This is a genomic window from Thioclava sp. (assembly GCF_048263065.1).
Classification (GTDB): Bacteria; Pseudomonadota; Alphaproteobacteria; order Rhodobacterales; family Rhodobacteraceae; genus Thioclava.
This window is the reverse complement of sequence record NZ_JBLXEM010000003.1, coordinates 259212-281108: the sequence shown is the minus strand read 5'-3', so window position 1 is coordinate 281108 and position 21897 is coordinate 259212. Positions and strand designations below refer to the sequence as shown.

General features: G+C 61.8%; 22 protein-coding genes, 1 tRNA gene and 2 pseudogenes. 17 read left to right on the top strand and 8 right to left on the bottom strand.

The window, feature by feature from the left end:
- The first annotated feature begins 3 nt into the window (after positions 1–3).
- On the top strand, positions 4–2094 hold the full coding sequence (locus ACN0SD_RS06720) for an ATP-binding cassette domain-containing protein (RefSeq protein WP_417807450.1): 2091 nt from the start codon (positions 4–6) through the stop codon (positions 2092–2094).
- 558 nt (positions 2095–2652) lie between these two features.
- Positions 2653–3129 (top strand): annotated as a pseudogene (locus ACN0SD_RS06715) (UdgX family uracil-DNA binding protein); the annotation flags it as partial.
- Positions 3130–3184: 55 nt separating this feature from the next.
- On the opposite strand, the gene ACN0SD_RS06710 reads toward ACN0SD_RS06715, so the two are convergent.
- The 3 genes and pseudogenes from ACN0SD_RS06710 to ACN0SD_RS06700 all read right to left on the bottom strand — a co-directional run bounded on the left by ACN0SD_RS06710 (position 3185) and on the right by ACN0SD_RS06700 (position 4692).
- A complete protein-coding gene (locus ACN0SD_RS06710) occupies positions 3185–3556 on the bottom strand; it encodes a DsrE family protein (protein WP_417807449.1) in 372 nt (123 codons plus the stop codon).
- A gap of 488 nt (positions 3557–4044) precedes the next feature.
- Positions 4045–4434, bottom strand: a pseudogene (locus tag ACN0SD_RS06705) (integrase); the annotation flags it as partial.
- A 168-nt stretch (positions 4435–4602) separates the two neighbouring features.
- Positions 4603–4692, bottom strand: a tRNA-Ser gene (locus ACN0SD_RS06700).
- A gap of 213 nt (positions 4693–4905) precedes the next feature.
- On the opposite strand from ACN0SD_RS06700, the gene ACN0SD_RS06695 reads away from it, so the two are divergent.
- The 7 genes from ACN0SD_RS06695 to ACN0SD_RS06665 are packed head-to-tail and all read left to right on the top strand — an operon-like array spanning position 4906 to position 11392.
- The gene (locus ACN0SD_RS06695; RefSeq protein ID WP_417807448.1) at positions 4906–5850 is read left to right on the top strand and encodes an SPOR domain-containing protein; all 945 of its coding nucleotides are present in this window, start codon (positions 4906–4908) and stop codon (positions 5848–5850) included.
- Between the two features lie 7 nt (positions 5851–5857).
- Complete coding sequence (locus ACN0SD_RS06690; protein ID WP_417807447.1) at positions 5858–7033, top strand: D-alanyl-D-alanine carboxypeptidase family protein; 1176 nt, start codon at positions 5858–5860, stop codon at positions 7031–7033.
- 3 nt (positions 7034–7036) lie between these two features.
- The gene (gene tmk / locus ACN0SD_RS06685; RefSeq protein ID WP_417807446.1) at positions 7037–7645 is read left to right on the top strand and encodes a dTMP kinase; all 609 of its coding nucleotides are present in this window, start codon (positions 7037–7039) and stop codon (positions 7643–7645) included.
- A gap of 10 nt (positions 7646–7655) precedes the next feature.
- A complete protein-coding gene (locus ACN0SD_RS06680) occupies positions 7656–8780 on the top strand; it encodes a DNA polymerase III subunit delta' (protein ID WP_417807445.1) in 1125 nt (374 codons plus the stop codon).
- A 19-nt stretch (positions 8781–8799) separates the two neighbouring features.
- Positions 8800–9633, top strand: coding sequence for a TatD family hydrolase (locus tag ACN0SD_RS06675; protein WP_417807444.1), 834 nt, complete (start codon positions 8800–8802; stop codon positions 9631–9633).
- Positions 9630–10448, top strand: a complete 819-nt coding sequence (locus tag ACN0SD_RS06670) for an MBL fold metallo-hydrolase (RefSeq protein ID WP_417807443.1) — start codon at positions 9630–9632, stop codon at positions 10446–10448. The genes ACN0SD_RS06675 and ACN0SD_RS06670 overlap by 4 nt, the downstream gene beginning before the upstream one ends.
- The gene (locus ACN0SD_RS06665) at positions 10445–11392 is read left to right on the top strand and encodes an AEC family transporter (protein WP_417807442.1); all 948 of its coding nucleotides are present in this window, start codon (positions 10445–10447) and stop codon (positions 11390–11392) included. The genes ACN0SD_RS06670 and ACN0SD_RS06665 overlap by 4 nt, the downstream gene beginning before the upstream one ends.
- A gap of 6 nt (positions 11393–11398) precedes the next feature.
- Here the strand turns inward: ACN0SD_RS06665 and irrA are convergent, their stop codons facing one another.
- Positions 11399–11824 (bottom strand): iron response transcriptional regulator IrrA, encoded by a 426-nt coding sequence (gene irrA, locus ACN0SD_RS06660; protein ID WP_417807441.1) that lies wholly within the window; start codon positions 11822–11824, stop codon positions 11399–11401.
- 148 nt (positions 11825–11972) lie between these two features.
- Here irrA and fabA point away from each other — a divergent pair, with 148 nt between their 5' ends.
- The 5 genes from fabA to ACN0SD_RS06635 are packed head-to-tail and all read left to right on the top strand — an operon-like array spanning position 11973 to position 16112.
- Entirely contained in the window at positions 11973–12482 is a 510-nt protein-coding gene (gene fabA / locus ACN0SD_RS06655; RefSeq protein ID WP_417807440.1) for a bifunctional 3-hydroxydecanoyl-ACP dehydratase/trans-2-decenoyl-ACP isomerase, read from the top strand.
- A 26-nt stretch (positions 12483–12508) separates the two neighbouring features.
- Positions 12509–13735 (top strand): beta-ketoacyl-ACP synthase I, encoded by a 1227-nt coding sequence (gene fabB, locus ACN0SD_RS06650; protein ID WP_417807439.1) that lies wholly within the window; start codon positions 12509–12511, stop codon positions 13733–13735.
- Between the two features lie 26 nt (positions 13736–13761).
- Positions 13762–14550: an enoyl-ACP reductase FabI gene (locus ACN0SD_RS06645; protein WP_417807438.1), complete on the top strand. Its 789-nt coding sequence runs from the start codon at positions 13762–13764 to the stop codon at positions 14548–14550.
- A 59-nt stretch (positions 14551–14609) separates the two neighbouring features.
- Complete coding sequence (locus tag ACN0SD_RS06640) at positions 14610–15389, top strand: pyrroline-5-carboxylate reductase family protein (protein ID WP_417807437.1); 780 nt, start codon at positions 14610–14612, stop codon at positions 15387–15389.
- Between the two features lie 51 nt (positions 15390–15440).
- Positions 15441–16112 (top strand): haloacid dehalogenase type II, encoded by a 672-nt coding sequence (locus ACN0SD_RS06635; protein ID WP_417807436.1) that lies wholly within the window; start codon positions 15441–15443, stop codon positions 16110–16112.
- A 6-nt stretch (positions 16113–16118) separates the two neighbouring features.
- Here the strand turns inward: ACN0SD_RS06635 and ACN0SD_RS06630 are convergent, their stop codons facing one another.
- Positions 16119–16715 carry a hypothetical protein gene (locus tag ACN0SD_RS06630; protein ID WP_417807435.1) on the bottom strand — a complete coding sequence of 199 codons (597 nt, stop codon included), beginning with the start codon at positions 16713–16715 and terminating at the stop codon, positions 16119–16121.
- A gap of 60 nt (positions 16716–16775) precedes the next feature.
- Here ACN0SD_RS06630 and ACN0SD_RS06625 point away from each other — a divergent pair, with 60 nt between their 5' ends.
- The gene (locus tag ACN0SD_RS06625; RefSeq protein WP_417807434.1) at positions 16776–17597 is read left to right on the top strand and encodes an alpha/beta fold hydrolase; all 822 of its coding nucleotides are present in this window, start codon (positions 16776–16778) and stop codon (positions 17595–17597) included.
- A gap of 9 nt (positions 17598–17606) precedes the next feature.
- Positions 17607–18509 carry a DMT family transporter gene (locus tag ACN0SD_RS06620; protein WP_417807433.1) on the top strand — a complete coding sequence of 301 codons (903 nt, stop codon included), beginning with the start codon at positions 17607–17609 and terminating at the stop codon, positions 18507–18509.
- A 48-nt stretch (positions 18510–18557) separates the two neighbouring features.
- On the opposite strand, the gene efp is transcribed toward ACN0SD_RS06620, so the two are convergent.
- A complete protein-coding gene (gene efp / locus ACN0SD_RS06615; protein WP_417807432.1) occupies positions 18558–19127 on the bottom strand; it encodes an elongation factor P in 570 nt (189 codons plus the stop codon).
- Between the two features lie 99 nt (positions 19128–19226).
- On the opposite strand from efp, the gene epmA reads away from it, so the two are divergent.
- Positions 19227–20258, top strand: coding sequence for an EF-P lysine aminoacylase EpmA (gene epmA, locus ACN0SD_RS06610; protein ID WP_417807431.1), 1032 nt, complete (start codon positions 19227–19229; stop codon positions 20256–20258).
- Between the two features lie 4 nt (positions 20259–20262).
- Here the strand turns inward: epmA and ACN0SD_RS06605 are convergent, their stop codons facing one another.
- Positions 20263–20640: a DUF2237 family protein gene (locus tag ACN0SD_RS06605; RefSeq protein ID WP_368392273.1), complete on the bottom strand. Its 378-nt coding sequence runs from the start codon at positions 20638–20640 to the stop codon at positions 20263–20265.
- A gap of 16 nt (positions 20641–20656) precedes the next feature.
- Entirely contained in the window at positions 20657–21817 is a 1161-nt protein-coding gene (locus ACN0SD_RS06600) for a serine hydrolase domain-containing protein (protein ID WP_417807430.1), read from the bottom strand.
- Positions 21818–21897: the final 80 nt, after the last annotated feature.

Below are 21897 nucleotides of genomic sequence, written 5' to 3'. Positions count from 1 at the left end.
CCGATGAGCGATTTGGGTAATGGGACCGGGCCCCGCGATGCGATTCTCCGCATCCGGGGCCTGGAAAAGCGTTTCGGCGCGGTGCAGGCCCTCAGCGGCGTCGATTTCGACGTGCGCCCGGGTCAGGTGACCGCGCTGGTGGGTGACAATGGCGCGGGCAAATCCGTGCTGACCAAGACGATTGCCGGCATCCATGAGGCCGATGGCGGCACAATCGAATGGGATGGCAAGACGGTGCGGGTGCGCAATCCGCGTGACTCTGCCGCGTTGGGCATTGAGGTGGTCTATCAAGACCTTGCGCTGTGCGACAACCTTGACGTGGTTCAGAATATGTTTCTGGGCCGCGAAATTATGACAAATGGCATGCTGGACGAGGACGCGATGGAACGCGCCGCCGCCGAAACGCTATCGGGGCTGCGGGTCACGACCCTGCGCTCGATCCGCCAGCCGGTGGCCTCGCTTTCGGGCGGGCAGCGCCAGTCAATTGCGGTGGCGCGCGCCGTGATGTGGAATTCCAAGCTGGTGATTTTGGACGAACCCACCGCCGCGCTGGGTGTCGCGCAGACCGGTCAGGTGCTGCAACTGGTCCGCCGCCTAGCCGATCAGGGGCTGGCGGTGGTGATGATCTCGCATAACCTCAATGATGTGTTCGCGGTGGCCGACAATATTGCGATCCTGCGGCTGGGTGAGATGGTCAGCCAAGGGTCGATGGACGACTATGATACGCAGCGCGTGGTCGAGCTGATGACGACGGGCAAATCCGATCACGTGGTGACTGCCGGACAGGGGCGCGCCGCGCCCTCGATTGCCGCCGAAAACGCCAAAGAGGTCGCCGAGGCGCGCGCCGCATCTGGCGAAAGCGGCCCGGCAGCGGTCGTCACCAGTGGCGAAACCGAAAGCTTTGGCAGCTACATGGGCCGCGTCTGGTCGCGCGTCAAAGCGGGCGAAAGCGGCGTGCTGCCGGTGATCCTTGGCTTTGTGCTGATCTCGGCGATCTTCCAGTTTCAGAACGACAAATTCCTGTCCAATGGCAACCTTGTGAACCTGCTGGTGCAAGGCTCGGTCTTTATGATGATCGGGATGGGGCAGGTTTTCGTGCTGCTTTTGGGCGAGATCGACCTGTCGCTGGGCTTTGTCGCGGGGATCGGGGCGACGGTGGCGACGCTGCTGGTGGCACCGGGGCTGGGCTGGCCGTGGTGGACGGCTGTGATCGTGGCGCTTAGCGTAACGGCGGTGCTGGGCATCGTGCAGGGTTTGCTGATCACGCGCCTGCGCCTGCCCTCGTTCGTGGTGACGCTGGCGGGTCTGCTGGGCTTTAACGGCTTGATGATCCAGCTATTAGGCGCGGGCGGCACGGTGCCGATTGCGTCCGAGATGATCAACAACTTCGCCAATGGCACGCTCAGCCCGCTGATGGGCTGGATCGTGACTGGCGGAGCGGTGCTGGTCTTTGCCGCGCTCACCTATCTCAAGGACGCCAAGCGGCGGGCCAGTGGATTGGTCGCACCGCCACTGGGAATGACGCTGCTAAAAATCGCGCTGGCGGTTGTGGCGGGGGTTGTGCTGGTCACTATTTCCAACATGAATCGCGGGATTGCGCGCTTTCCGCTCTCGGGGATGCCTTGGGTGATCCCGATTGTGTTTACGGTGCTGATCGCGTGGTCGTTCCTGCTCGGCAAGCTGAAGTTCGGCCGCTACGTTCTGGCCATCGGTGGCAACGCCGAGGCCGCGCGGCGTGCGGGCATCAACCTTAGCCTGATCCGCACGGCCGCCTTTACGCTAGCGGCAACCACGGCGGGCATGGGGGGCATTATCTACGCCTCGCGCCTGCGCTCGATCTCGACCAGCTTCGACGGTGGTACGATTGTGCTGTATGTCGTGGCAACGGCGGTGATCGGGGGCACGTCCCTGTTTGGCGGACGCGGTCATCCGTTGCATGCGGTGCTGGGAGGGGTCGTGATTGCGGCCATCGTGAACGGCATGGCGCTGCTGGGACTGCCCGCTGCGGTGCAGCTGATGGCAACCGCACTGGTGCTGCTGGCCTCGATCACGGTTGACGTGGTAGTGCGTCGCCGCGGGGAAACTACGCGCTAAGGCAACCGCGCGTGAAACATTGAAAAGGCCCCGTCCTGTGCGGGGCCTTTTGTACCTCCTGAAAGTTTACTTCTGTCGGCCGCAGAGTAACCAACAGATTCGTCATATGCTCTGATGGAAAAAACCAGGCGGCGTTGTCAGGCGACAGAGCAGTATTGGCGGTGCTGAAAGACGAAGGCGAACTCGTCTCTCGTTGGGTAGTGACCCTGTCTCATATTCGGCGCAAACGCCGCGCCACTCGGCGAGAGCAGCAGCGCAGTTGGCGTCTGAGCTGATGCGGCTTTAGCGGAGGGCAAGGCGCTCGGAAAATTACCCCCGATAGAACAGAAGATGGCATCAACGCCGTATTCACCAGAGTACCTCGGACGCGCGGTGCGGCGGCTCATGGACCACCGCGATGCGTATCAGTGCAAAGCTGTGGCCTTGGTTGTGAGCACAGGCAAACATGGCTGCTCGCTAGACAGTCTTCGCATGTCGGTCCGGCGCAACTTTGCCGCGTGGTTTGAACCCAACCATCACACTGTTGAACCCACGGCGGATTTCTTCGCGCGCCGCTTTGGCGATATGGAGGATCTGGGCGGCAGGCCCTTTATCGGCCCGACGGGGCAGATGTTTGACACCATCGCCGCGCGCGCCGGGTTGAAACGTGAGGCGGCCTATCTCACCAATGCGGTCAAGCATTTCAAATTCACCCCGAGGGGAAAGCAGCGCCTGCATCAGCGCCCCAATGCGTCCGAGATCAAGCATTGTCGCTGGTGGCTTGAGGCCGAGATCGCTCAGGTGAAGCCCAAGCTAATCGTTGCAATGGGGGCGAGTGCGGCGCAAAGCCTGACCGGTAACGGGGCGGCCATTCTGGCACGGCGGGGACAGATCAAAAAAAGCAGATCGGGCCTGCCCGTTCTGATCACGCTGCATCCCTCGCACCTGCTCAGACTTACGGATGCCGCCGCGCAGGACCGTGCGAAGGCGCAGCTTCAAGCCGATCTTGTGCAGGCCGTCGCATTCACCGCCTCCGGTCCAAGCGCGCAAAGTTGAGCGCGACGAGGTGCGGCGCAGACATCGCCGCGCCGCCTGTATTGGAAATGCGGTGTCAGGTGATCTGCAGCGACCCTTGAGACGCCATCAGCAGCGTCACCACATCGGGCGCGGTCACTATCTCGTATTCAGGGGCCATCTGCTCGGCGTTGAACCCGTTATGGATCATGCAGGCCCCGCAAATCCCGATCCGACCGCCGCCTGCCAGATAGGCCTTGAGAAGGTCGTCCACCGGCTCAAACGGCTTGCCGATATCCATGCCTTCGGTCGCGCCGGGCACGCCCAGCTCCACTGCTTCGACCATCAAAAGCACCATCGCGCTATGGCCCGCCTTAACCGCATTGAGCGCCATGGTGAAGGCCACCGTGACCTTGGCGGGGTTGGATTTACCGTCAAAGACGGTGGTGACGAATTCGGCAGTCTGCATAGCGTTCTCCTTTGCGGTCGCGTGATCTCGATGTAGCCTCCAAAGCGCGCAGGGCTAGTCCGCGCGGACAGTCAAAGTGACGCAGCTCACCGCAATTTCCCGCGACGCATCGCGGCAAGCGAGTCAAACCACCTGCCGCTGGGAATTCTCGGCGACCAAACAACCTGCGCGGGATGAACGCTTGAGGGAGACACCACGGCAGACCGGGCCACCATCGCTGGGTGCAAGCCGCCTTACCGCACCAACGCGCGCAGGTCTCAGCGCGTAACGCCGCGTATATGAAAAGCAGTCTTCTCTGGCTGAGGGACGAGCAGGTGGCGCGGCTTCGACCTTATTTTCTGAAGATCCAGCATATTCGCGCGGGTAATGTCCTGCAGCGGCTTGTCAGCTATCACTGCAATGAAATTTGCGATCGCTTTCTTACACGGTTTTTTCCAGCGTCGCAGTTGCCCTTCGCTCTTACCCACGCCGCGACCCCGCTCAAGCGTCTAGAACATCTCGAGTGTGCTCGACACGGTAATCAGGGGCTCGGTCGCGCCGCCTAGGAGCGCCCTGGCATTGACCAGATCGATCTTTTCGCTGCTACCGCGCGCGACCTCAATCCGGTCGAGCAACGCATCCGTCGGCAACTGCGCAACCTTCGGCGCACCAAGAAATCTGCCCCCACGTGCTGATGCAAGCCGTTTGGATGCCTCAAAACGCTTCTGAGCATCCTCCGTGTCCCCAGCAAGCCGCGCCTCCCAAGCCTCGATCTGCTGATGCCAGACACCCCGAGCCTTCTGGCGCGCGACCTCCTCAGAGGCCGAACGCAACGACAAGACGACTTCTTTGCGTGGCTCTACCTCTTTGTAAGCAGGGGGAATATGTCGCCGTAAGTGCCAGACATTGCCCTATTTCGTGATTATATCGCGACTACTCACCTTGCTTCGTATAGCAAAATGTCGTGCAAAATGTGGCGCGAAAACCAAGAAGGATGCTACAGCGAAGACCAATAACTGCACAACCGATTGATATCGGACAAAGAATATCGAGCACATGGAAAATATTGGCGGAAGCGGTGGGATTCGAACCCACGGTACGGTTCCCCGCACGCTAGTTTTCAAGACTAGAGCCTTAAACCACTCGGCCACACTTCCGTTCGCGCTCGCATTAGCCCGCTTCACGCGATTCTGAAAGGGTTTCGCGCCAAATTCCGCCAGCGATGTGCAGCGCTGCTTTTCATGGGGCGGGCAACGCGCTAGGATCACGCGCGACGGCGATGGGTGTGCGGGCGGTTTTCGCGCTGCGCAGGACGGGATCGCTGACGGGAAAATAGCCGCGGGACAACCGCGCGCAGCAAGGGGCACAGGATGAAACGGCAGCAGATGCAGACAAATGGATTGCGCAAGCGCAGCTCGGCGATGGCGCTGATTTTGGGCGCGGGACTGGCGCTTAGCGCCTGTCAGGATGGCGCGAAACCGTTTGATTTTATGAAGAAAAAGCCCGCTGACGAGGGCAGCGCCGAGGCCACGCCCGCCAAAGCGACCAAGCTAGTTGAGCGCGACGTCGAGGCTCCGCAGGTGTTTTCGGTCGATGAAAAGGGGCTTTGGGACGGTCGCCCCTCGCTTGGCGGTGTCTGGGTCGCCTACCCCAAGGTCAAAGACCCCGAGCGCGTGATCATTCGCAACCCCGCCAATGGCAAATTTGTGATCGGCGCGCTGTTCCGGCGTGAAATCGACAATCCGGGGCCGAAACTGCAGGTTAGCTCAGATGCGGCGGATGCGCTTGGCATGCTCGCGGGGGCACCCGCTGAACTGTCGGTCGTGGCCCTGCGCCGTGAGACGGCTCCGGTGGAAGATGAAACCACGCCGTTGGTCGACAAACCCGTGATCGCCAAGCCCGAGACCGTCGAGCAGAAATCCCTTGATGCGGTGACCAGCACGGCGGCGGGCGCAATCGCCAAGGCCGAATCCGGCAAACCAGCCAAACCCGCGATTGGCGCTCCGCCGACACCCGCACCCGCGCCTGCGCCGCCGGTTGCAACACCGCCGAAAGCCTCAAAACCTGCGGTCACAGCGCCCGCTGGCAAGATGTATATCCAGATCGGGATCTTCTCTGTCGAGGCCAACGCCAAGCGCGCCCAAAGCCAGATGGCCAAGGCGGGCGTGATCGCGACGATCAAGAAAGAGCAAAGCCAAAGCAAAACCTTCTGGCGTGTGATCGCAGGGCCTGCGCCCTCGAAAACCGACCTCAACGCGTTGAAGAAAACCATTCATGGGCTGGGCTATCCTGATGCCTACCCCGTCTCGAACTAGGATGACCATGAAACTTACCCGACTGATATTCGCCACGCTTCTGGGGGCGCTGACCGCCCTGCCCGCTTTTGCTTTTGACACCAAGGCGCATGCGGCTTGGGTCTATGATGTGACGACGAAAACGGTGCTGCTGTCCAAGAACGCCGATATCCCGCTGCCCCCGGCGTCGATGTCGAAACTGATGACGATTGATATGCTGTTCGAGGCGCTTGAAGATGGCCGGATCACGATGGACACAACCTTTCCGGTCTCGGCCCATGCGCAGTCGATGGGCGGCTCGACGATGTTTCTCAACACCACCGACCGGCCCAGCGTGCGCGACCTGATTCAGGGGATCATCATCAATTCAGGCAATGATGCCTGCGTGGTCGTGGCCGAGGGGCTTGCGGGTTCCGAGCGCGCTTTTGCCGAACTGATGACCGAACGCGCCCATGAGCTGGGCATGAAGAACTCGATGTTTGCCAATGCCAGCGGCTGGCCCGATCCCGGTCAGCGCATGTCGATGCATGATCTGGGCATCATTGCCGACCGCATCATCACCCATTTCCCGCAATATTATCACTTCTTCGGCGAAACCCATTTCAACTACAAAGACCGCGCCCCTGCCAATGCGCAAAACCGCAATCCGCTGCTGGAAATCAAAGCCGCCGACTGGAAGGCTGACGGGATGAAAACCGGCCATACGCAGGAATCGGGCTATGGGCTGGTCGGCTCTGCCGTGATGGGGGATCGCCGGATTCTGTATGTCCTGTCGGGCATGGACTCCGAGGCCGCGCGTGCTCAGGAAGGCGAAGCAGTTGCCAACTGGGCCTTTCGCCAATTCGTGATGAAAGACGTGGCCAAGGCGGGATCGCGTCTGGCGCAAGCCTCGGTTTGGCTGGGCGCGCAGGACAGCGTCGGGCTGGCCCCGGAAAAAGACCTCTCGCTGCTGATCCCGGCCAATGCGCAAGACAAGGTCAAGGCAGAGGCCGTGTTTGACAGCCCCATTGCCGCGCCGATCACCAAGGGTCAAAAGCTGGGCAAGCTGGTGATCACGGTTCCCGGCCTTGAAGAGCCGCGCGAAGTCGCGCTGGTGGCGGAAAATGACGTCAAACGCGGCGGGTTCATGGTGCGCGTCAAGGCGGCCGTTGCGCGTCTTGGGGGCAAGGCCTTCACCGCCGCGATGGAAAAGGTCAACAGCTAGGGTATGTTCATCAGTTTTGAGGGGATCGACGGGTCGGGCAAGTCGACGCAAGCGCGGACGCTGGCCGAATCCCTTCGCGCGCGTGGGCTGGACGTAGTGCTCACGCGCGAACCCGGCGGCTCTCCGGGTGCCGAGGAAATCCGGCGTCTCGTGCTGGAGGGCGACCCTGATCGCTGGTCGGCGCAGACCGAGATCCTGCTGTTCACCGCCGCGCGCCGCGATCATCTGGAACGCGTGATCGAACCTGCCCTCGCGGCGGGTAAAGTGGTGATTTGTGATCGTTTCGCCGATAGCACGCGGATGTATCAGGGCCTGTCGCGCGGCGATCTGCGCGCGCTGGTGGATCAGCTTCACACGCTTATGATCGCCCGCGAACCTGACCTCACGATCTTGATCGACATCGACCCCGCCGTGGGGCTTGCGCGCGCCAAGGGGCGGCAGGGCAGCGAAGAACGGTTCGAAGATTTCGGCCTTGGATTGCAGCAAAAAATGCGCGCCGGGTTTCTGGATCTCGCGCGCGAATTCGCGCCCCGTTTCGCCGTGATCGACGGCGCGCGCACATCTGAAATAATCGCGCAAGACGTGCTGGAAACCACCCTCGCCAAGCTCTAGAGTGGCGGGCATGAGCACGGCCGACCTTCCCGATCCTACCCTCGCGCCCGGAGCGCGCCACCCGCGCGAAACCCGCGTTCTGGTGGGTCAAACCCGTGCCGAGGAAGATTTCCTTGACGCCTTCAACATGGGGCGGCTGCATCACGGCTGGCTGCTGACCGGCCCGCGCGGGGTCGGCAAGGCCACACTAGCGTGGCGGATCGCGCGGTTTCTGCTGACGCGCCCCGATGACAGCGGACCGGGCCTGTTTGGCGAACCAGACTTGCCCCGCAGCCTTGATCCCGATCCCGACCACCCGGCGCTTGCGCGCATCACGGCTGGCTCGGAACCCGGTATTTTCACGCTCAAACGCGGCCCCAATGAAAAGGAAACCGCGCTGTCGCAAGACATTCGCGTCGATCAGGTGCGCAAGCTGAAATCGTTTTTGCACCTGTCGGCGACCGAGGGCGGGCGGCGCGTGGTGATCGTGGATGCCGCCGATGAGCTGAACGTGCAGGCCGCCAATGCGCTGCTCAAGCTGCTTGAGGAACCACCCCCTCGCGTGACTTTCCTGCTAATCGCGCATCAACCCGCGCGGCTGTTGCCTACGATCCGCTCGCGCTGTCGCGAATTGCGCCTTTCCACGCTGGCACCCGAGCAGATGGAAGCGGCCCTCGCCGCTGCCGAGGATGAGGGCGTGCCGCCCGAGTTGGACCACCACGCGCTTGCAGCGCTATCTGGCGGCTCGGTTGGCGCCGCGATCCGGTTGATCAATCTTGAGGGCATGACGCGCTATGCCAATCTGATCAAGCTGATGGCCACTCTGCCCCAATTGGACCGTCTTGGCGCGATTGCACTGGCAGAAGGCTGCGCGGGCAAAACCAACGAGCCGCGCCTTGATCTGACGCTTGGCTTGGTGGAGTTATTTCTAGCCCGTGTGGCGCGCACAGGTGTCGCAGGCGCTCCCATGCCCGAGGCAGCCCCCGGCGAGGCCGATTTGCTGACCCGCCTATCACCAGATGAACGCGCCGCAATGAAATGGGCGACCCTTCACCAAACCTTGGGCGCGCGGGCGCGTCATGGTCGGGCGGTCAACCTTGACCCTGCCGCTTTGGTGATGGATATCGTTTTAGAGATTACCGCCGCAGCTTCGTAAGCCGCGAAAGGAGCCTTTTTTGACACTCCCCGACGTTACCACGCCCCCCGAGATCACCGACAGCCATTGCCACCTCGATTTCCCTGATTTCGCGGGTGAGTTGGATCAGGTCATCGCGCGCGCCAATGAAGCTGGCGTGACGCGCATGGTCACGATCTGCACGCGGCTGAAAAGCGAGCCCTCGGTGCGCGCCATCGCTGAAACCCATAAGGGCGTTTTCTACGCTGCGGGCACCCACCCAATGAGCGTGGCCGAAGAGCCAATGACATCGGTCGCGGAACTGGTCGCGCTGGCTCAGCATCCCAAATTCGTCGGTCTTGGCGAAACCGGGCTGGATTATCACTACACCGCCGAGAGTGCAGAGGCCCAAAAGGTCTCGTTGCGTATTCATATCGAGGCCGCGCAGGAAACTGGCCTGCCGCTGATCATTCATTCGCGCGACGCGGATGAAGATATGGAAGCGATCCTGACTGAAGGGATGAAGATCGCGCCCTACTCCTGCGTCATGCATTGTTTTTCCAGCGGTCCGCGTCTGGCGCAAGCGGCGATTGATCTGGGGTTCTATTTGTCGATGTCAGGCATCGCGACCTTCCCGCGCAGCCAAGAGGTGCGCGATATTTTCGCTACGGCGCCGCTTGATCGCATCCTTGTGGAAACCGACAGCCCCTATCTAGCACCTCCGCCCCATCGCGGACGGCGCAACGAACCCGCCTATACCGCGCTAACCGCCAAGGTGGGCGCAGATGTGTTCGGGGTGCCGCTCACCGAATTCGCCGCCGCCACGCAGGCCAATTTTGACCGTCTATTCGCCAAAGCCGCCCAACATGGCGAGCGCGGGAGTCTGCCCGCATGAGCCGCCTGCGTTTCACCATTCTGGGCTGCGGATCATCGGGCGGTGTGCCGCGCATCGGCAACCATTGGGGCGAATGCGACCCCGCCAATCCGAAGAACTACCGCCGCCGTTGCTCAATGCTGGTGGAGCGCATCACCCCGCAGGGCCGCACGCAGGTCTTGATCGACACCTCGCCCGATATGCGCGCGCAGCTGCTTGACGCAAAGGTCGGCACGCTGGACGCGGTGGTCTACACCCATTCCCACGCCGATCATGTCCACGGAATTGATGACCTGCGCCAGATCGTGTTCAACATGCGCAAACGCCTGCCCGTCTGGGCCGATAGCGACACGCAAGAGGCGCTACTGAACCGCTTTGCCTATGCGTTCGTGCAGCCCCCAGACAGTAATTACCAACCGATCTGCGACCTGCAGGCGATCCGCCATGAAACCGCGTTCGAGGTGAACGGCGCGGGTGGTGCGATCAGTTTTCAGCCGTTCCGAGTAGAACACGGCAATATCGACGCGCTTGGCTTTCGCATCGGCCCGCTGGCCTATCTGCCCGATGTCTCAGCCATTCCCGACCCGGCTTGGGCGCATCTTGAGGGGTTGGAGTGCTGGGTGCTTGACGCGCTGCGCCGCACGCCCCATCCGACCCACGCTCATTTGGCGCAATCGCTGGAGTGGATCGCGCGCGCGCAGCCCACAAGCGCGGTTCTGACCAATATGCATATCGACCTCGACCATGACGCGGTGGCCGCCGAGACCCCCGATCATATCCGCCCGGCCTTTGACGGGATGGCGCTTGAATTCACAGCCCCCGACAGCCCAAAATGAGTTCGCTGATCGACGTCATCCTGCCGGTTTTTCTGGTGCTCGGCTTTGGCTATGTGGTGGCGTGGCGCGGGATGTTTTCGGACAGTGCCGTCGATGGGCTGATGCGCTTTGCGCAGAATTTCGCGGTGCCGGTCCTGCTGGCGCGCTCGATCGCCAATCTTGACCTTGGCCAAAGCTACAACTGGGGCATGATGAGCGCGTTTTATGCAGGCGCGCTGGTGTCTTTTGCAATCGGGATCGCCGGCGCGCGGATGATGGGGCGCACCGGGCCGGAAAGCGTCGCCATCGGCTTTGCCTGCCTGTTTTCCAACTCGCTGCTGCTGGGCGTGCCGATCACTGAGCGCGCCTATGGCACCGACGCCCTGTCGGGCAATTTCGCAATCATCTCGATCCACGCGCCGCTGCTGTACACCATCGGCATCCTCACAATGGAGGGCGTGCGCAATCACGGCACCGGCGCGGGGCTTGGCCGCGTCGGGATGAACGCGCTACTGGGGGTGGTGCGCACGCCGCTGGTGATCGGAATCATGACGGGTTTCGCGATCAAACTGGGAACCGCGCTGACGGGGTATCCGCTGCCCCATCCGCTGCAAGCGGGCATGGATATGATGGCGCAAGCGGCGCTGCCAGCGGCGCTGTTCGGGCTGGGTGGCGTGCTGTATCGCTACCGCCCCGAGGGCGACAGCCGTGCAATTGCGATGATTGCGGTGCTCTCGCTGGTGGTGCATCCCGGCATTGCCTACGCGCTGGCGCATTTCGCGTTTCACGTCGACACCAGCGCGCTGCGCTCGGCCACGCTGACAGGGGCGATGGCACCGGGCGTAAATGCCTACATATTCGCCAATCTCTACGGGGTTGGGCGACGCGTCGCGGCCTCGGCGGTGCTGATCGCTACCGCGCTGTCGATCTTCACAATCTGGGGCTGGCTGGCGGTTCTGCCTTAGGCGTCGCTAAGTGCGCCGCACCCGGATCACCACATCCACCCGCGTCACCTGCGCCCCTTCGGGGGCCTTGGGCACGCGAGCCAGTTCCAATTCTTCAGCAGGTGCATCGGAAATCCGATTCTCGTCTTCCCAGAAGAAATGCGGGTGATTATCCATGCGCGTGTCGAAATAGCTGCGCGAGCCATCGACCGTGATTTCATGCATTAACCCGGCCCCACAAAACGCGCGCAACGTATTGTAGACCGTGGCCAGCGAGACCTTCTCGCCCGCGTCAACTGCTGCCGCATACAGGCTTTCAGCGGTGACATGACGGTTCTCGCCATCGCCCACCAAAAGCGCCGCCAGTGCCAAGCGTTGCCGCGTCGGACGCAAGTCGGCCTTATTCAGCCACGCCTGAGCGCGCGTCTGCATCAAATTTGGTATCACGGACATCTTAGCACTCCTCCCCTGTATATATGCAGGTTTGCGCATCAAATTTCAATGCAACCGCGTTACTGCGCCATTCCCCTTGCCCTTGCGCCGATTGGCGCGGCAATGATAGACAATTGAAAACGCGGGGCAGAACCATGAGGGGGCAGGTATGACAGGATTTCCGACGAGCTTCGGGAAAGAGGATCTCCTCAAATGTGCGCGGGGCGAGTTGTTCGGTCCCGGCAATGCGCAGCTTCCCGCGCCGCCGATGCTGATGATGGACCGCATCACCGAGATTTCGGGCGATGGCGGCTTACACGGCAAGGGCCATGTCGTTGCCGAATTCGATATCACCCCCGATCTGTGGTTCTTTGAATGCCACTTCCCCGGCAATCCGATTATGCCGGGCTGTCTGGGCCTTGATGGCCTGTGGCAATTGACCGGGTTCAACTTGGGCTGGCGCGGCTGGCAAGGGCGCGGCTATGCGCTGGGTGTCGGTGAGGTCAAGCTGACCGGCATGGTGCGCCCCGAACGCAAAATGCTGACCTATAAGGTCGATTTCACCAAAGCCATTCAAACCCGCCGCCTCACGATGGGGGTTGCTGATGGTATTGTCGAGGCCGATGGAGACGTGATCTATCAGGTCAAAGATATGAAAGTCGCGCTCTCGGAAACCTGAGCGCCAGAGAAAGAATGGAGGGCCGTATGCGCCGTGTCGTCATTACCGGGCTGGGCATCGTCTCGCCCATCGGCAACTCTGCCGAGGAAGTCACCGCCAGCCTCAGGGCTGGAAAATCGGGCATCACCTTCCAGCCCGAATATGCCGAGTTGGGCTTTCGCAGTCAGGTCGCGGGCGTGCCCGAGATTGATCTGGCCGCCAATATCGACAAGCGCCAGCTGCGCTTCATGGGGCCGACGGCCGCCTATGCCTATATCGCGATGGCGCAGGCGATTGCCGATGCCGGGCTGGAACAATCCGACATTTCAAACGAACGCACCGGCCTGATCGCAGGCTCGGGCGGCCCATCCACCTCGAGTTTCTTTGCCGCGCATCAGATTGTCCAAGAAAAGGGCAGCCCTAAGCGGATCGGCCCGTTCGCGGTCACCAAATGTATGTCCTCGACCGTCTCGGCCTGCCTTGCCACGCCGTTCCAGATCAAGGGTGTGAACTACTCAATCACCTCGGCCTGCTCGACGTCCGCGCATTGCATCGGCAATGCCTGCGAGCTGATCCAGATGGGCAAGCAGGACATGGTCTTTGCCGGTGGCGGCGAAGAGGTCGACTGGACACTGTCGTGCCTGTTCGACGCGATGGGCGCGATGTCGTCAAAATATAACGACACGCCCACTACGGCGGCGCGCGCATTCGATGCAACCCGCGACGGGTTCGTGATTGGCGGCGGCGGCGGCATGCTGGTGCTTGAGGAACTGGAACACGCCAAGGCCCGCGGCGCGAAAATCTACGCTGAAATCACCGGTTACGGCGCGACTTCGGACGGCTATGACATGGTTGCCCCCTCGGGTGAGGGTGGCGAACGCGCGATGAAACTGGCGTCGTCGACTTTGGCTGAGGGGCGCAAGATCACCTATATCAACGCCCACGGCACCTCGACCGTGGTCGGCGATGTTGTCGAGGTCGAAGCCGTGCGCCGCGCCCTTGGTGACGACCACGCGCCGATTAGCTCGACCAAGTCGATGACCGGACACGCGCTTGGCGCGGCGGGCGCGAACGAGGCGATCTACTCGCTTCTGATGATGCAGCACGATTTTATCGCGCCCTCGATCAACGTCACCGAACTTGATCCCGGCATCCGTGAAGGCGAAATCGCGACCAAGCTGGTCGAGAATGTGAACCATGATTCGGTGCTGTCCAACAGCTTCGGCTTTGGCGGCACGAACGCCTCGCTTTTGATGAGCAAATACAAAGACTAATTCAGAAAATCTCGGCGAGGGCGGACATGGCAGATCTGATGAAGGGCAAGCGCGGCCTCGTGATGGGCGTCGCCAATGAGCGCTCGATTGCGTGGGGGATTGCCAAGGCGCTGGCCGATGAGGGCGCGGAATTGGCGTTTTCCTATCAGGGCGACGCGTTCGGAAAGCGCGTCGAACCGCTTGCCGCCAGCGTCGGTGCCAGCCTGCTGGTCGATGTCGATGTGACGGATGATGCCTCGATGGATGCGGCCTTTGCGCAGATCAAAGACGAATGGGGCAGCCTCGATTTCGTGGTCCACGCCATCGCGTTCTCTGACAAGAACGAGCTGACAGGCCGCATCATCGACACCTCGCGCGACAACTTTAAGAACTCGCTTACGATTTCCTGCTACAGCTTTATCGACGTGGCCAAACGGGCCAGCGAATTGATGAATGACGGCGGCTCAATGATCACGCTGACCTATATGGGGTCGCAGCGCGTGACGCCGTTCTACAACGTGATGGGCGTGGCCAAGGCAGCGCTGGAATCGGCTGTGCGCTATCTGGCCGCCGATCTGGGGCCGGATGGCATTCGCGTCAACGCAATCTCGCCCGGCCCAATGAAAACGCTGGCGGGCGCGGCAATTGGCGGGGCACGCAAGACCTTCCGCCATACCGAGGCCAACGCACCTTTGCGCCACAACGCCACGCTAGAGGCGATCGGTGGCACCGCCGTTTACCTGTGCTCGGACTATGGCGCTTGCACCAGCGGTGAGATCATCTCGGTCGATAGCGGCTATCACGTCATGGGCATGCCCGCCGCCGATAACCTGTAAGGGTTTCGCCAGCATCCGCCACGCGCTAGGCTGCGCCCAAATCTTTAAGGGAGCGGCGCATGGCACTTGGGTTTTCAATCGGCATAATCGGCTCAGGGATGTTAGGCGGCGCAATCGCGCAGGCGCTTTGGCGGGCCGAACCCCAAGCGCTGTATGTCGCAAACCGCTCGGGCAAGGCCCCCGACATCGCAGACTTCCCCCCCGAAAACACCCTGCGCGATCCGCAAGCCTTAGCCGAGCGCTGCGACGTGGTGATCCTGTGCGTCCCGCCCTCTGGCGCGCGCAATCTGCGCATCAATGCGCGCGACACGCTGGTGATCTCGGTCATGGCGGGGGTGCCGCTGGCCGAACTGTCCCGCCTCTCGGGCAGCCCCCGCGTGATCCGTGCCATGTCGAGCCCCGCCGCCGCCAGCGCACTGGCCTATTCCCCCTGGATCGCAAGCACCGCCGTCACGCCGCAAGACCGCGCCCGCACCCGTACACTGTTTGAAGCCTGCGGAACCACTGACGAACTCCAGAGCGAATCCCATATCGACCTTTTCACCGCGATGACCGGCCCCGTGCCCGGTTTTGTCGCCGCCTGCGCTGCCGCGATGGTGCGCCATGCCGAGGCCGAGGGCGTTCCCCCCGGGATCGCTGATCGCGCGGTGCGTCAGCTTTTCCTTGCAGCAGGTGAGATGATGGCGCACGGCCCCAGCCCGCAAGATCATGTCGATGAGATGATCGACTATGCGGGAACCACCGCCGCTGGTCTGCTCACTCTGCGCGAAAACGGGTTTGACGCGCGCTTGGCCCAAGGCCTTGCGGCCGCTGCGCAGAAATCGCGCGAGATCTACTGACCCTTGCGAAGTGGCCGCCCGGCGCTAGACTGGTCGCGGGGAGGACTGAGCATGTCCATTCAGCTTTGCGTCTTTGACGCTTACGGCACATTGTTCGATGTCGATGCCGCCGCGCGCGATTTGGCGATTGAGGAACCGCGCCTGCAGGAAATCTGGCCGCGACTGGCCGCCGATTGGCGGCGCAAACAGCTAGAATATAGCTGGCTGCGCGAAATCATGGGCGATTACGTCGATTTCTGGCAACTGACCCGCGATGGGCTCGACTGGGCGATGGAGGCGCAGGGGCTAAGCGATCCCGAGCTCGCCAATCGCCTGATGGCGCTCTATCGCGAATTGCCCGCCTACCCGGAAGTTCCCGAGATGCTGGAGGCGCTGCATCATCGCGGCATCGGGCGCGCGATTCTGTCCAACGGGTCGCCCGACATGCTGGAGGCTGCGGTGCATGCCGCCGGGATCGGACCGCTGCTGGATGAGGTGCTGTCGGTTGCCGACCTCAGCCGGTTCAAACCGACCGCCTCGGTCTACAAGATGATCGCAGATCGCATGGGCGTCGCGCCCGAAAAGACCGTTTTTGTCTCGTCCAACGGTTGGGATGCAGCCGGCGCGGCCAAGGCCGGGTTTCGCGTGCTTTGGATCAATCGCGCGGGTGCACCGCCCGAACGGCTGCCCTACAAACCCGCCGCGATCCTGAGCGATCTACGCGCGGTGCCCGATTGGGTCTAGGCCCGCTTATCGGTTCTCATCCATCTTTCGCAGCGCATTGCGCAGCCTTACGGTTTGCCTGTTGAACGCCTCGGCATCGCCGTAGTCGACAAAATCGCCGTAGCGCCCATGTTGACCTTCAAGGCGGCGCGCATGTTTGATCGGGCACCAGAATTGCTCGGTGCGCGCGGCCACCTCGCGCACATAGCTCAGCACCCCGTTGCCATAGCCGCAATAGACGCAGTTCAGCTTTTGCAGCGCGTTCAGATAGGCCAAATGCTGACGGTCAATCGCGATGTGATCGGCGCGTTTCACCTTGGCGATATGATAGATCGGAAAGCAAATCGCCTGATAGATCGTGACGAAAAGATCAAGTAAAACGAATGGGATAATTAGCGAATAGATCACCGGAGCGGTCAGCACCACCATCGGGCGCGTGCGCTTGAGGAAAATCCACAAATTCACCCGCGCGCGCCGCTGCGCCTCACGCGCGCTTTGCTCAAACACCACGCGATTATGATCTAGCCGATAGGCCATCGCATCGCGGCGCGTAGCCCATTCCGCCTCGATTTCCTCTTCGATCTCATTCAGTTTTTCGTGCAATCTATCGAGCTTATCGGGCATAGAACTCTCCTTTGAACGCAGTATGATCTGAGCAGCCGTAGTATTCCAGAGGAGAGCGACATGGAATTTTTCACCGCCGATGACGGGGCAAAAATCGCCTATCTTGATGAGGGCACGGGCGTGCCGGTTTTGGCGCTGGCGGGGTTGACGCGCACGGTGCATGATTTCGACTATATGGCGCCGCATCTGGATGGCATCCGTTTGATCCGAATGGATTATCGCGGACGGGGGCAAAGCGACTGGAGCGGCCAAGCCAGCTACAGCGTGCCGCGCGAAGGGGCCGATGCGATACAACTTCTCAACCATCTGGGACTTGATCGCGCGGCGATCCTTGGCAGCTCACGTGGCGGGCTGATCGCGATGTATCTTGCAGCGACCGCTAAGGACCGCATGATCGGGCTCTGTCTGAATGATGTCGGCCCAGTGCTCGAACAAAACGGGCTGGACAAGATCTTCGACTATATCGGGCGCAATCCGGTTGCCAAAACGCATGCCGAACTGGCGGCAAAACTGCCTGCAGCTATGACCGGCTTTGCGAATGTGCCCGCAAGCCGGTGGCTGGAAGAAAGCCACCATCACTATCTGCAAACCGACGCGGGCCTAATAATCAACTACGATCCAGCGCTGCGCGATGCATTCTTGGCCGCCTTCAAGGATGGCGTCGCCGAAGTTTGGCCGCTGTTTGACGCCTGCGCCGAGCTGCCGATTGCGCTCATTCACGGCGCGAATTCCGATCTGCTTAGCAACGCGACGGCACAGGAAATGCAAACTCGACGCCCCGACATGATCTATACCGCCGTGCCAGATCGCGCACATATCCCCTTTCTCGACGAACCCCAGTCACTGGCGGCGTTACGGGCGTGGATCGCCAAACTTGGCTAATTCCAGCATATGAAAGACGACCGCATCACCCTGATCGCCAGCGCGATCACCCTTGCGACCGGCGTGATCTGGGGGCTGTACTGGTTTCCCGTGCGCGCCTTGGCCGATCGCGGTTTCGCGGGCGCTTGGGGGACTTTGGTCATCACGCTCGGGGCGCTGATCGTGCTGGCACCCAACGCCTATGCACGCCGCCACGATATCGCGCGCAGTCCTAAATTCGCGCTGTTTTCCATCGCATTAGGCGGGGCCGCCTTCGCGCTATATTCAATCGGGTTTCTCTATGGCCGTGTAGCGCTGATCATCCTGCTCTGGTGCCTCACCCCGGTCTGGAGCACGCTGATCGCGCGGTTCCTCATGGGCTGGCCGACCCCGCGCCTGCGGATCGTAGCGATGATCGTCGGCATCGCGGGTCTTGCGCTGATGCTGGGCGCAGGGGGCGGGCTGCCGCTGCCGCGCAACCTCGGCGAATGGATGTCGCTGCTCGGGGGCCTGCTATGGTCGATCGCAACGACGGGCATGCGCGCGAAATCCACCCTGCAACCGGGGCCGTCGGCGTTTGTTTTTGCGCTTGGCGCGGCGCTGGCCTGCGCGGTGCTTGTGCCGGTTCTGCAACCGACCCCAACCACGCAACAGGCGCAAAGCCTGCTTGCCCCGCTCGCCCTCGCACTGGTGTCCGGCGCGCTCTGGTGGGGGCTGTCGCTGGCAGCGTTGATGTGGGCCACTGTGCGCATCGATCCCGCGCGCGTCGGCATCTTGATGATGACCGAGGTCGTCGTGGGGGCCGCCACCGCCGCAGCTTTCGCCCATGAGACGCTGTCCGTTCTCGAAATTACGGGCGGCGCGCTGGTGCTGGCGGCGGGGATGCTGGAACTTTGGCCCGTCAAACCTGCCCGCCCCGACCTCAGCGCATAAAAAAGGCGCCCCGCAAGACGCCCTTTCCGTCCAACGGTCGCGACAGGATCAGTCCTTCGCGCGCTCTACGTAGGTGCTGTCGTCGGTGTTGATCACGATGCGCGTGCCCACGCCGATATGGGGGGGGACCATGACGCGGATACCACCGGTGCACATCGAAGGCTTGTAGCTTGACGAGGCGGTCTGACCCTTGACCACCGGCTCGGTTTCTTCAACCTCGACCGTCACCTTTTGGGGCAGTTCGATTGCAATCGCAGCCCCCTGGAACGTCTTGAGATAAACCCGAATCCCATCGCGCAGAAACGCCTTGGCATCGCCGATCACGTCTTCTTGGACCGCAATCTGCTCGTAGGTGTTGGGCTCCATAAAGTGATAGCCCTCGCCATCCTCATAGAGGAAATCATACTCGTCATCCTCGACATGGGCGCGCTCGACCTGCTCGGTGGTGCGCCAGCGTTCGCTGACCTTGGTGCCATCGGAAATGCGGCGCATATCGACCTGCGTCACCGGCGTGCCCTTGCCGGGATGGATGTTTTGGGCCGACAACACGACATATAGCTTGTCGTCTCTTTCAAGCACATTGCCCTTGCGGACCGAAGACGCGATGACTTTGACCATGGGATATCCCTTGTGAATTCGCAAAAAACAGGCTCTGGCGCCCGGATTGCTGAGCGCCTAAACCATTTGAGCCTAGATTTCCAGCCTGAAAGCCACGTCATGCCCCGCCCCTTCTGGCATCCTGACCGCCATGCCGACCGCCGTCCCGCGCTTCTGGCACGCGCGCGCATCCAGTCCGCGATACGGGGCTGGCTAGCCGATGAGAGTTTTCTCGAAGTCGATCCGAGCGCGCTGCAAATCAGCCCCGGCAACGAGGCGCATCTGCACGCCTTCGCCACCCAAGCCATCGGCAATGACGGGCAGCCCCGCACGATGTATCTGCATACCTCGCCCGAATTCGCGATGAAAAAGCTGCTCGCGGCGGGCGAACCCCGGATCGCGACCTTCGCCCATGTCTGGCGCAACCGCGAGCGCGGGGCGCGCCACAGCCCGGAATTTACCATGCTGGAATGGTATCGCGCGGGCGAGGATTACACCGTTCTGATGCGCGATTGTGCCGCGATGCTGCAACTGGCCGCGCAGGCGGCAGGGGCCACGTTGTTTCGCCATAACGGCGTGGACTGCGACCCGTTCGCGCCGCCCGAGCGGCTCTCGGTGGCCGAGGCTTTCGCACATTATGCCGGGATCGATCTGCTGGCGACCTGCGATGGTGCTGCAACCGATGTCGCGGCCCTGCGCGCGCAATGTGGCGATACTGGTTTCAGCGTAGCGCGCGATGACAGCTGGTCAGATATGGTGTCAAAGCTGCTGGTCGCCAAGGTCGAGCCGCATCTGGGCCATGGCCGCGCGACGATCCTTGATCGCTACCCGCTGGCCGAGGCTGCGCTGGCCCGCCCCACCCCGGATGATCCACGCCTCGCCGAGCGGTTTGAGCTATACGCTTGCGGGGTCGAGCTGGCCAACGGCTTTGGCGAGTTGACCGACGCGCGCGAGCAACGCCGCCGGTTCAGCGCCGATATGGACCTCAAAGAGCAGCTTTACGGCGAACGCTATCCGCTGGACGAAGATTTCCTCGCCGCCCTCGCGATCATGCCGCCCGCCTCGGGGATTGCGCTGGGATTTGACCGGCTAGTGATGCTCGCCACCGGCGCGCCCAAAATCGACGATGTGATCTGGGTGCCGGTGGGCTAACGCGCTATTTGCTTTGCGCGGCGTGCTCCTTCAGGACCGCCAACGACACTTCGCGCAGCGCATCGCGATGGGTCGAGGCCAGCATGACCTTGGGCGCGCAGCCCTCCAACGCCGCATCGGCAAACCGCGCCGCGCACAGACACCAGCAATCACCCGGTTTGAGCCCGCCAAACCCGTATTCGGGGCGCGGCGTGCTAAGGTCATTGCCGACATATTTTGACCAGGCCAAAAATTCGGCCGTCATCAACGCGCAGACCGTGTGAGAGCCGGAATCCTCCCAGCAGGTGTTGCAACTGCCATCGCGGAAAAACCCGGTCATCGGGCGCTTTGAGCAAGGCTGCAACGCCTCGCCCAGCACATTCACCGCCTCATACATCTGCATCGCGTTCGGCCCCTTTTTACAAAGCTTCCGCGATGCGCCGCAGCATGGCAAGGTTTTCTGCGTCCACGCCAGCCTCTTTGAAGCCACGATCAGCGGAATTGACCGCTATTACGGCATCATGGGCTGGATTGATGTAGATATATTGGCCGTAAATCCCGTGGGCGAAATAATCGCCGCCATGTAGGGCGGTGTCGGTAGGCACCCACCATTGATAACCATAGCCCGCCCCGCCCGGCGCTTGCAGTGAGGTCGAGGCCGCAACCCAATCGGCGGGCACGATCTGGCGACCTTGCCATTGGCCATCTTGCAAAAACAACTGCCCGAAACGCGCGTAATCGCGGGTGCGCAGGTTCAGCCCACCCAGCACAAACGAGGTGCCCTCGCCGTCCGTCAGCATCACCGGCGAGGCCTCCAGCCCCAGCGGCTTGATGATCAGATCATTCATCGCCACCGCCGGATCGGTCCCCGTAGCCCCCGCGATCACCATGCCCAAAACATGCGTGTCGATTGAGACGTAATGCATCCGCGCGCCGGGATTGGCCGCGCGCATTTTCAGCCCAGCAGCGAATTCATTCATCGACCCGCCCAGCGCCAGCACTCGGCCCATGCGGTTGATGTCGGAATTATAGTCCAGATAATCCTCGTTAAAGGCCACCCCCGAGGACATCGTCAAAACATCGCGAATGCTCGTCCCGTCATAGGCCGAGCCCTTGAGCGCGGGCGCATATTGCGTCACCTGCGCGTCCAGATCCGGGATCGTGCCGTCGTCATGCAAAATGCCGAAGGTGGCAGACAAGAAGGATTTCGCGACCGACCAACTGATGCGTTCATCATCGGGCTTGGTGTCGCGGTAATACTGCTCAAACACTTGCTGGCCGTTGTGCAGCACCACCAGCCCCGTCACCCAGCGCCGATCAATCCAATCCTGCGCACCTTTGGGCAGGGTAATCTGCGCACCCTCGGCCAAAGGCGTGATCGGCCCGGTGCCACGGTCCAACACGCGCGAGCGAAACAGCGCGGGCATATCCGAAAAATTGGCGGTGATCCGGTCGGCATCAAACAGATGATTGACTGCCCAAAGCCGCGCGATTTCCTGACGTTTCCAGATCGCCAACCCCGCTACGACGATCACTACAACCGCCAGTAACCGTAACGTCCACCGCAGAAATTTACGCATCGTCCCCTCCCAAGGATTATTCAGGATCACCAAACACGCGCCGTCCCGCTCTCACAAGCAAGACGGCGCGTCACCACGGA

Bases quoted from the DNA above. Each gene is read 5' to 3' on its own strand.
- ACN0SD_RS06720 (WP_417807450.1), top strand. From the start codon at position 4: ATGAGCGATTTGGGTAATGGGACCGGGCCCCGCGATGCGATTCTCCGC.
- ACN0SD_RS06710 (WP_417807449.1), bottom strand. From the start codon at position 3,556: ATGCAGACTGCCGAATTCGTCACCACCGTCTTTGACGGTAAATCCAAC.
- ACN0SD_RS06695 (WP_417807448.1), top strand. From the start codon at position 4,906: ATGAAACGGCAGCAGATGCAGACAAATGGATTGCGCAAGCGCAGCTCG.
- ACN0SD_RS06690 (WP_417807447.1), top strand. From the start codon at position 5,858: ATGAAACTTACCCGACTGATATTCGCCACGCTTCTGGGGGCGCTGACC.
- tmk (WP_417807446.1), top strand. From the start codon at position 7,037: ATGTTCATCAGTTTTGAGGGGATCGACGGGTCGGGCAAGTCGACGCAA.
- ACN0SD_RS06680 (WP_417807445.1), top strand. From the start codon at position 7,656: ATGAGCACGGCCGACCTTCCCGATCCTACCCTCGCGCCCGGAGCGCGC.
- ACN0SD_RS06670 (WP_417807443.1), top strand. From the start codon at position 9,630: ATGAGCCGCCTGCGTTTCACCATTCTGGGCTGCGGATCATCGGGCGGT.
- ACN0SD_RS06665 (WP_417807442.1), top strand. From the start codon at position 10,445: ATGAGTTCGCTGATCGACGTCATCCTGCCGGTTTTTCTGGTGCTCGGC.
- irrA (WP_417807441.1), bottom strand. From the start codon at position 11,824: ATGTCCGTGATACCAAATTTGATGCAGACGCGCGCTCAGGCGTGGCTG.
- fabA (WP_417807440.1), top strand. From the start codon at position 11,973: ATGACAGGATTTCCGACGAGCTTCGGGAAAGAGGATCTCCTCAAATGT.
- fabB (WP_417807439.1), top strand. From the start codon at position 12,509: ATGCGCCGTGTCGTCATTACCGGGCTGGGCATCGTCTCGCCCATCGGC.
- ACN0SD_RS06645 (WP_417807438.1), top strand. From the start codon at position 13,762: ATGGCAGATCTGATGAAGGGCAAGCGCGGCCTCGTGATGGGCGTCGCC.
- ACN0SD_RS06640 (WP_417807437.1), top strand. From the start codon at position 14,610: ATGGCACTTGGGTTTTCAATCGGCATAATCGGCTCAGGGATGTTAGGC.
- ACN0SD_RS06635 (WP_417807436.1), top strand. From the start codon at position 15,441: ATGTCCATTCAGCTTTGCGTCTTTGACGCTTACGGCACATTGTTCGAT.
- ACN0SD_RS06630 (WP_417807435.1), bottom strand. From the start codon at position 16,715: ATGCCCGATAAGCTCGATAGATTGCACGAAAAACTGAATGAGATCGAA.
- ACN0SD_RS06625 (WP_417807434.1), top strand. From the start codon at position 16,776: ATGGAATTTTTCACCGCCGATGACGGGGCAAAAATCGCCTATCTTGAT.
- ACN0SD_RS06620 (WP_417807433.1), top strand. From the start codon at position 17,607: ATGAAAGACGACCGCATCACCCTGATCGCCAGCGCGATCACCCTTGCG.
- efp (WP_417807432.1), bottom strand. From the start codon at position 19,127: ATGGTCAAAGTCATCGCGTCTTCGGTCCGCAAGGGCAATGTGCTTGAA.
- epmA (WP_417807431.1), top strand. From the start codon at position 19,227: ATGCCCCGCCCCTTCTGGCATCCTGACCGCCATGCCGACCGCCGTCCC.
- ACN0SD_RS06605 (WP_368392273.1), bottom strand. From the start codon at position 20,640: ATGCAGATGTATGAGGCGGTGAATGTGCTGGGCGAGGCGTTGCAGCCT.
- ACN0SD_RS06600 (WP_417807430.1), bottom strand. From the start codon at position 21,817: ATGCGTAAATTTCTGCGGTGGACGTTACGGTTACTGGCGGTTGTAGTG.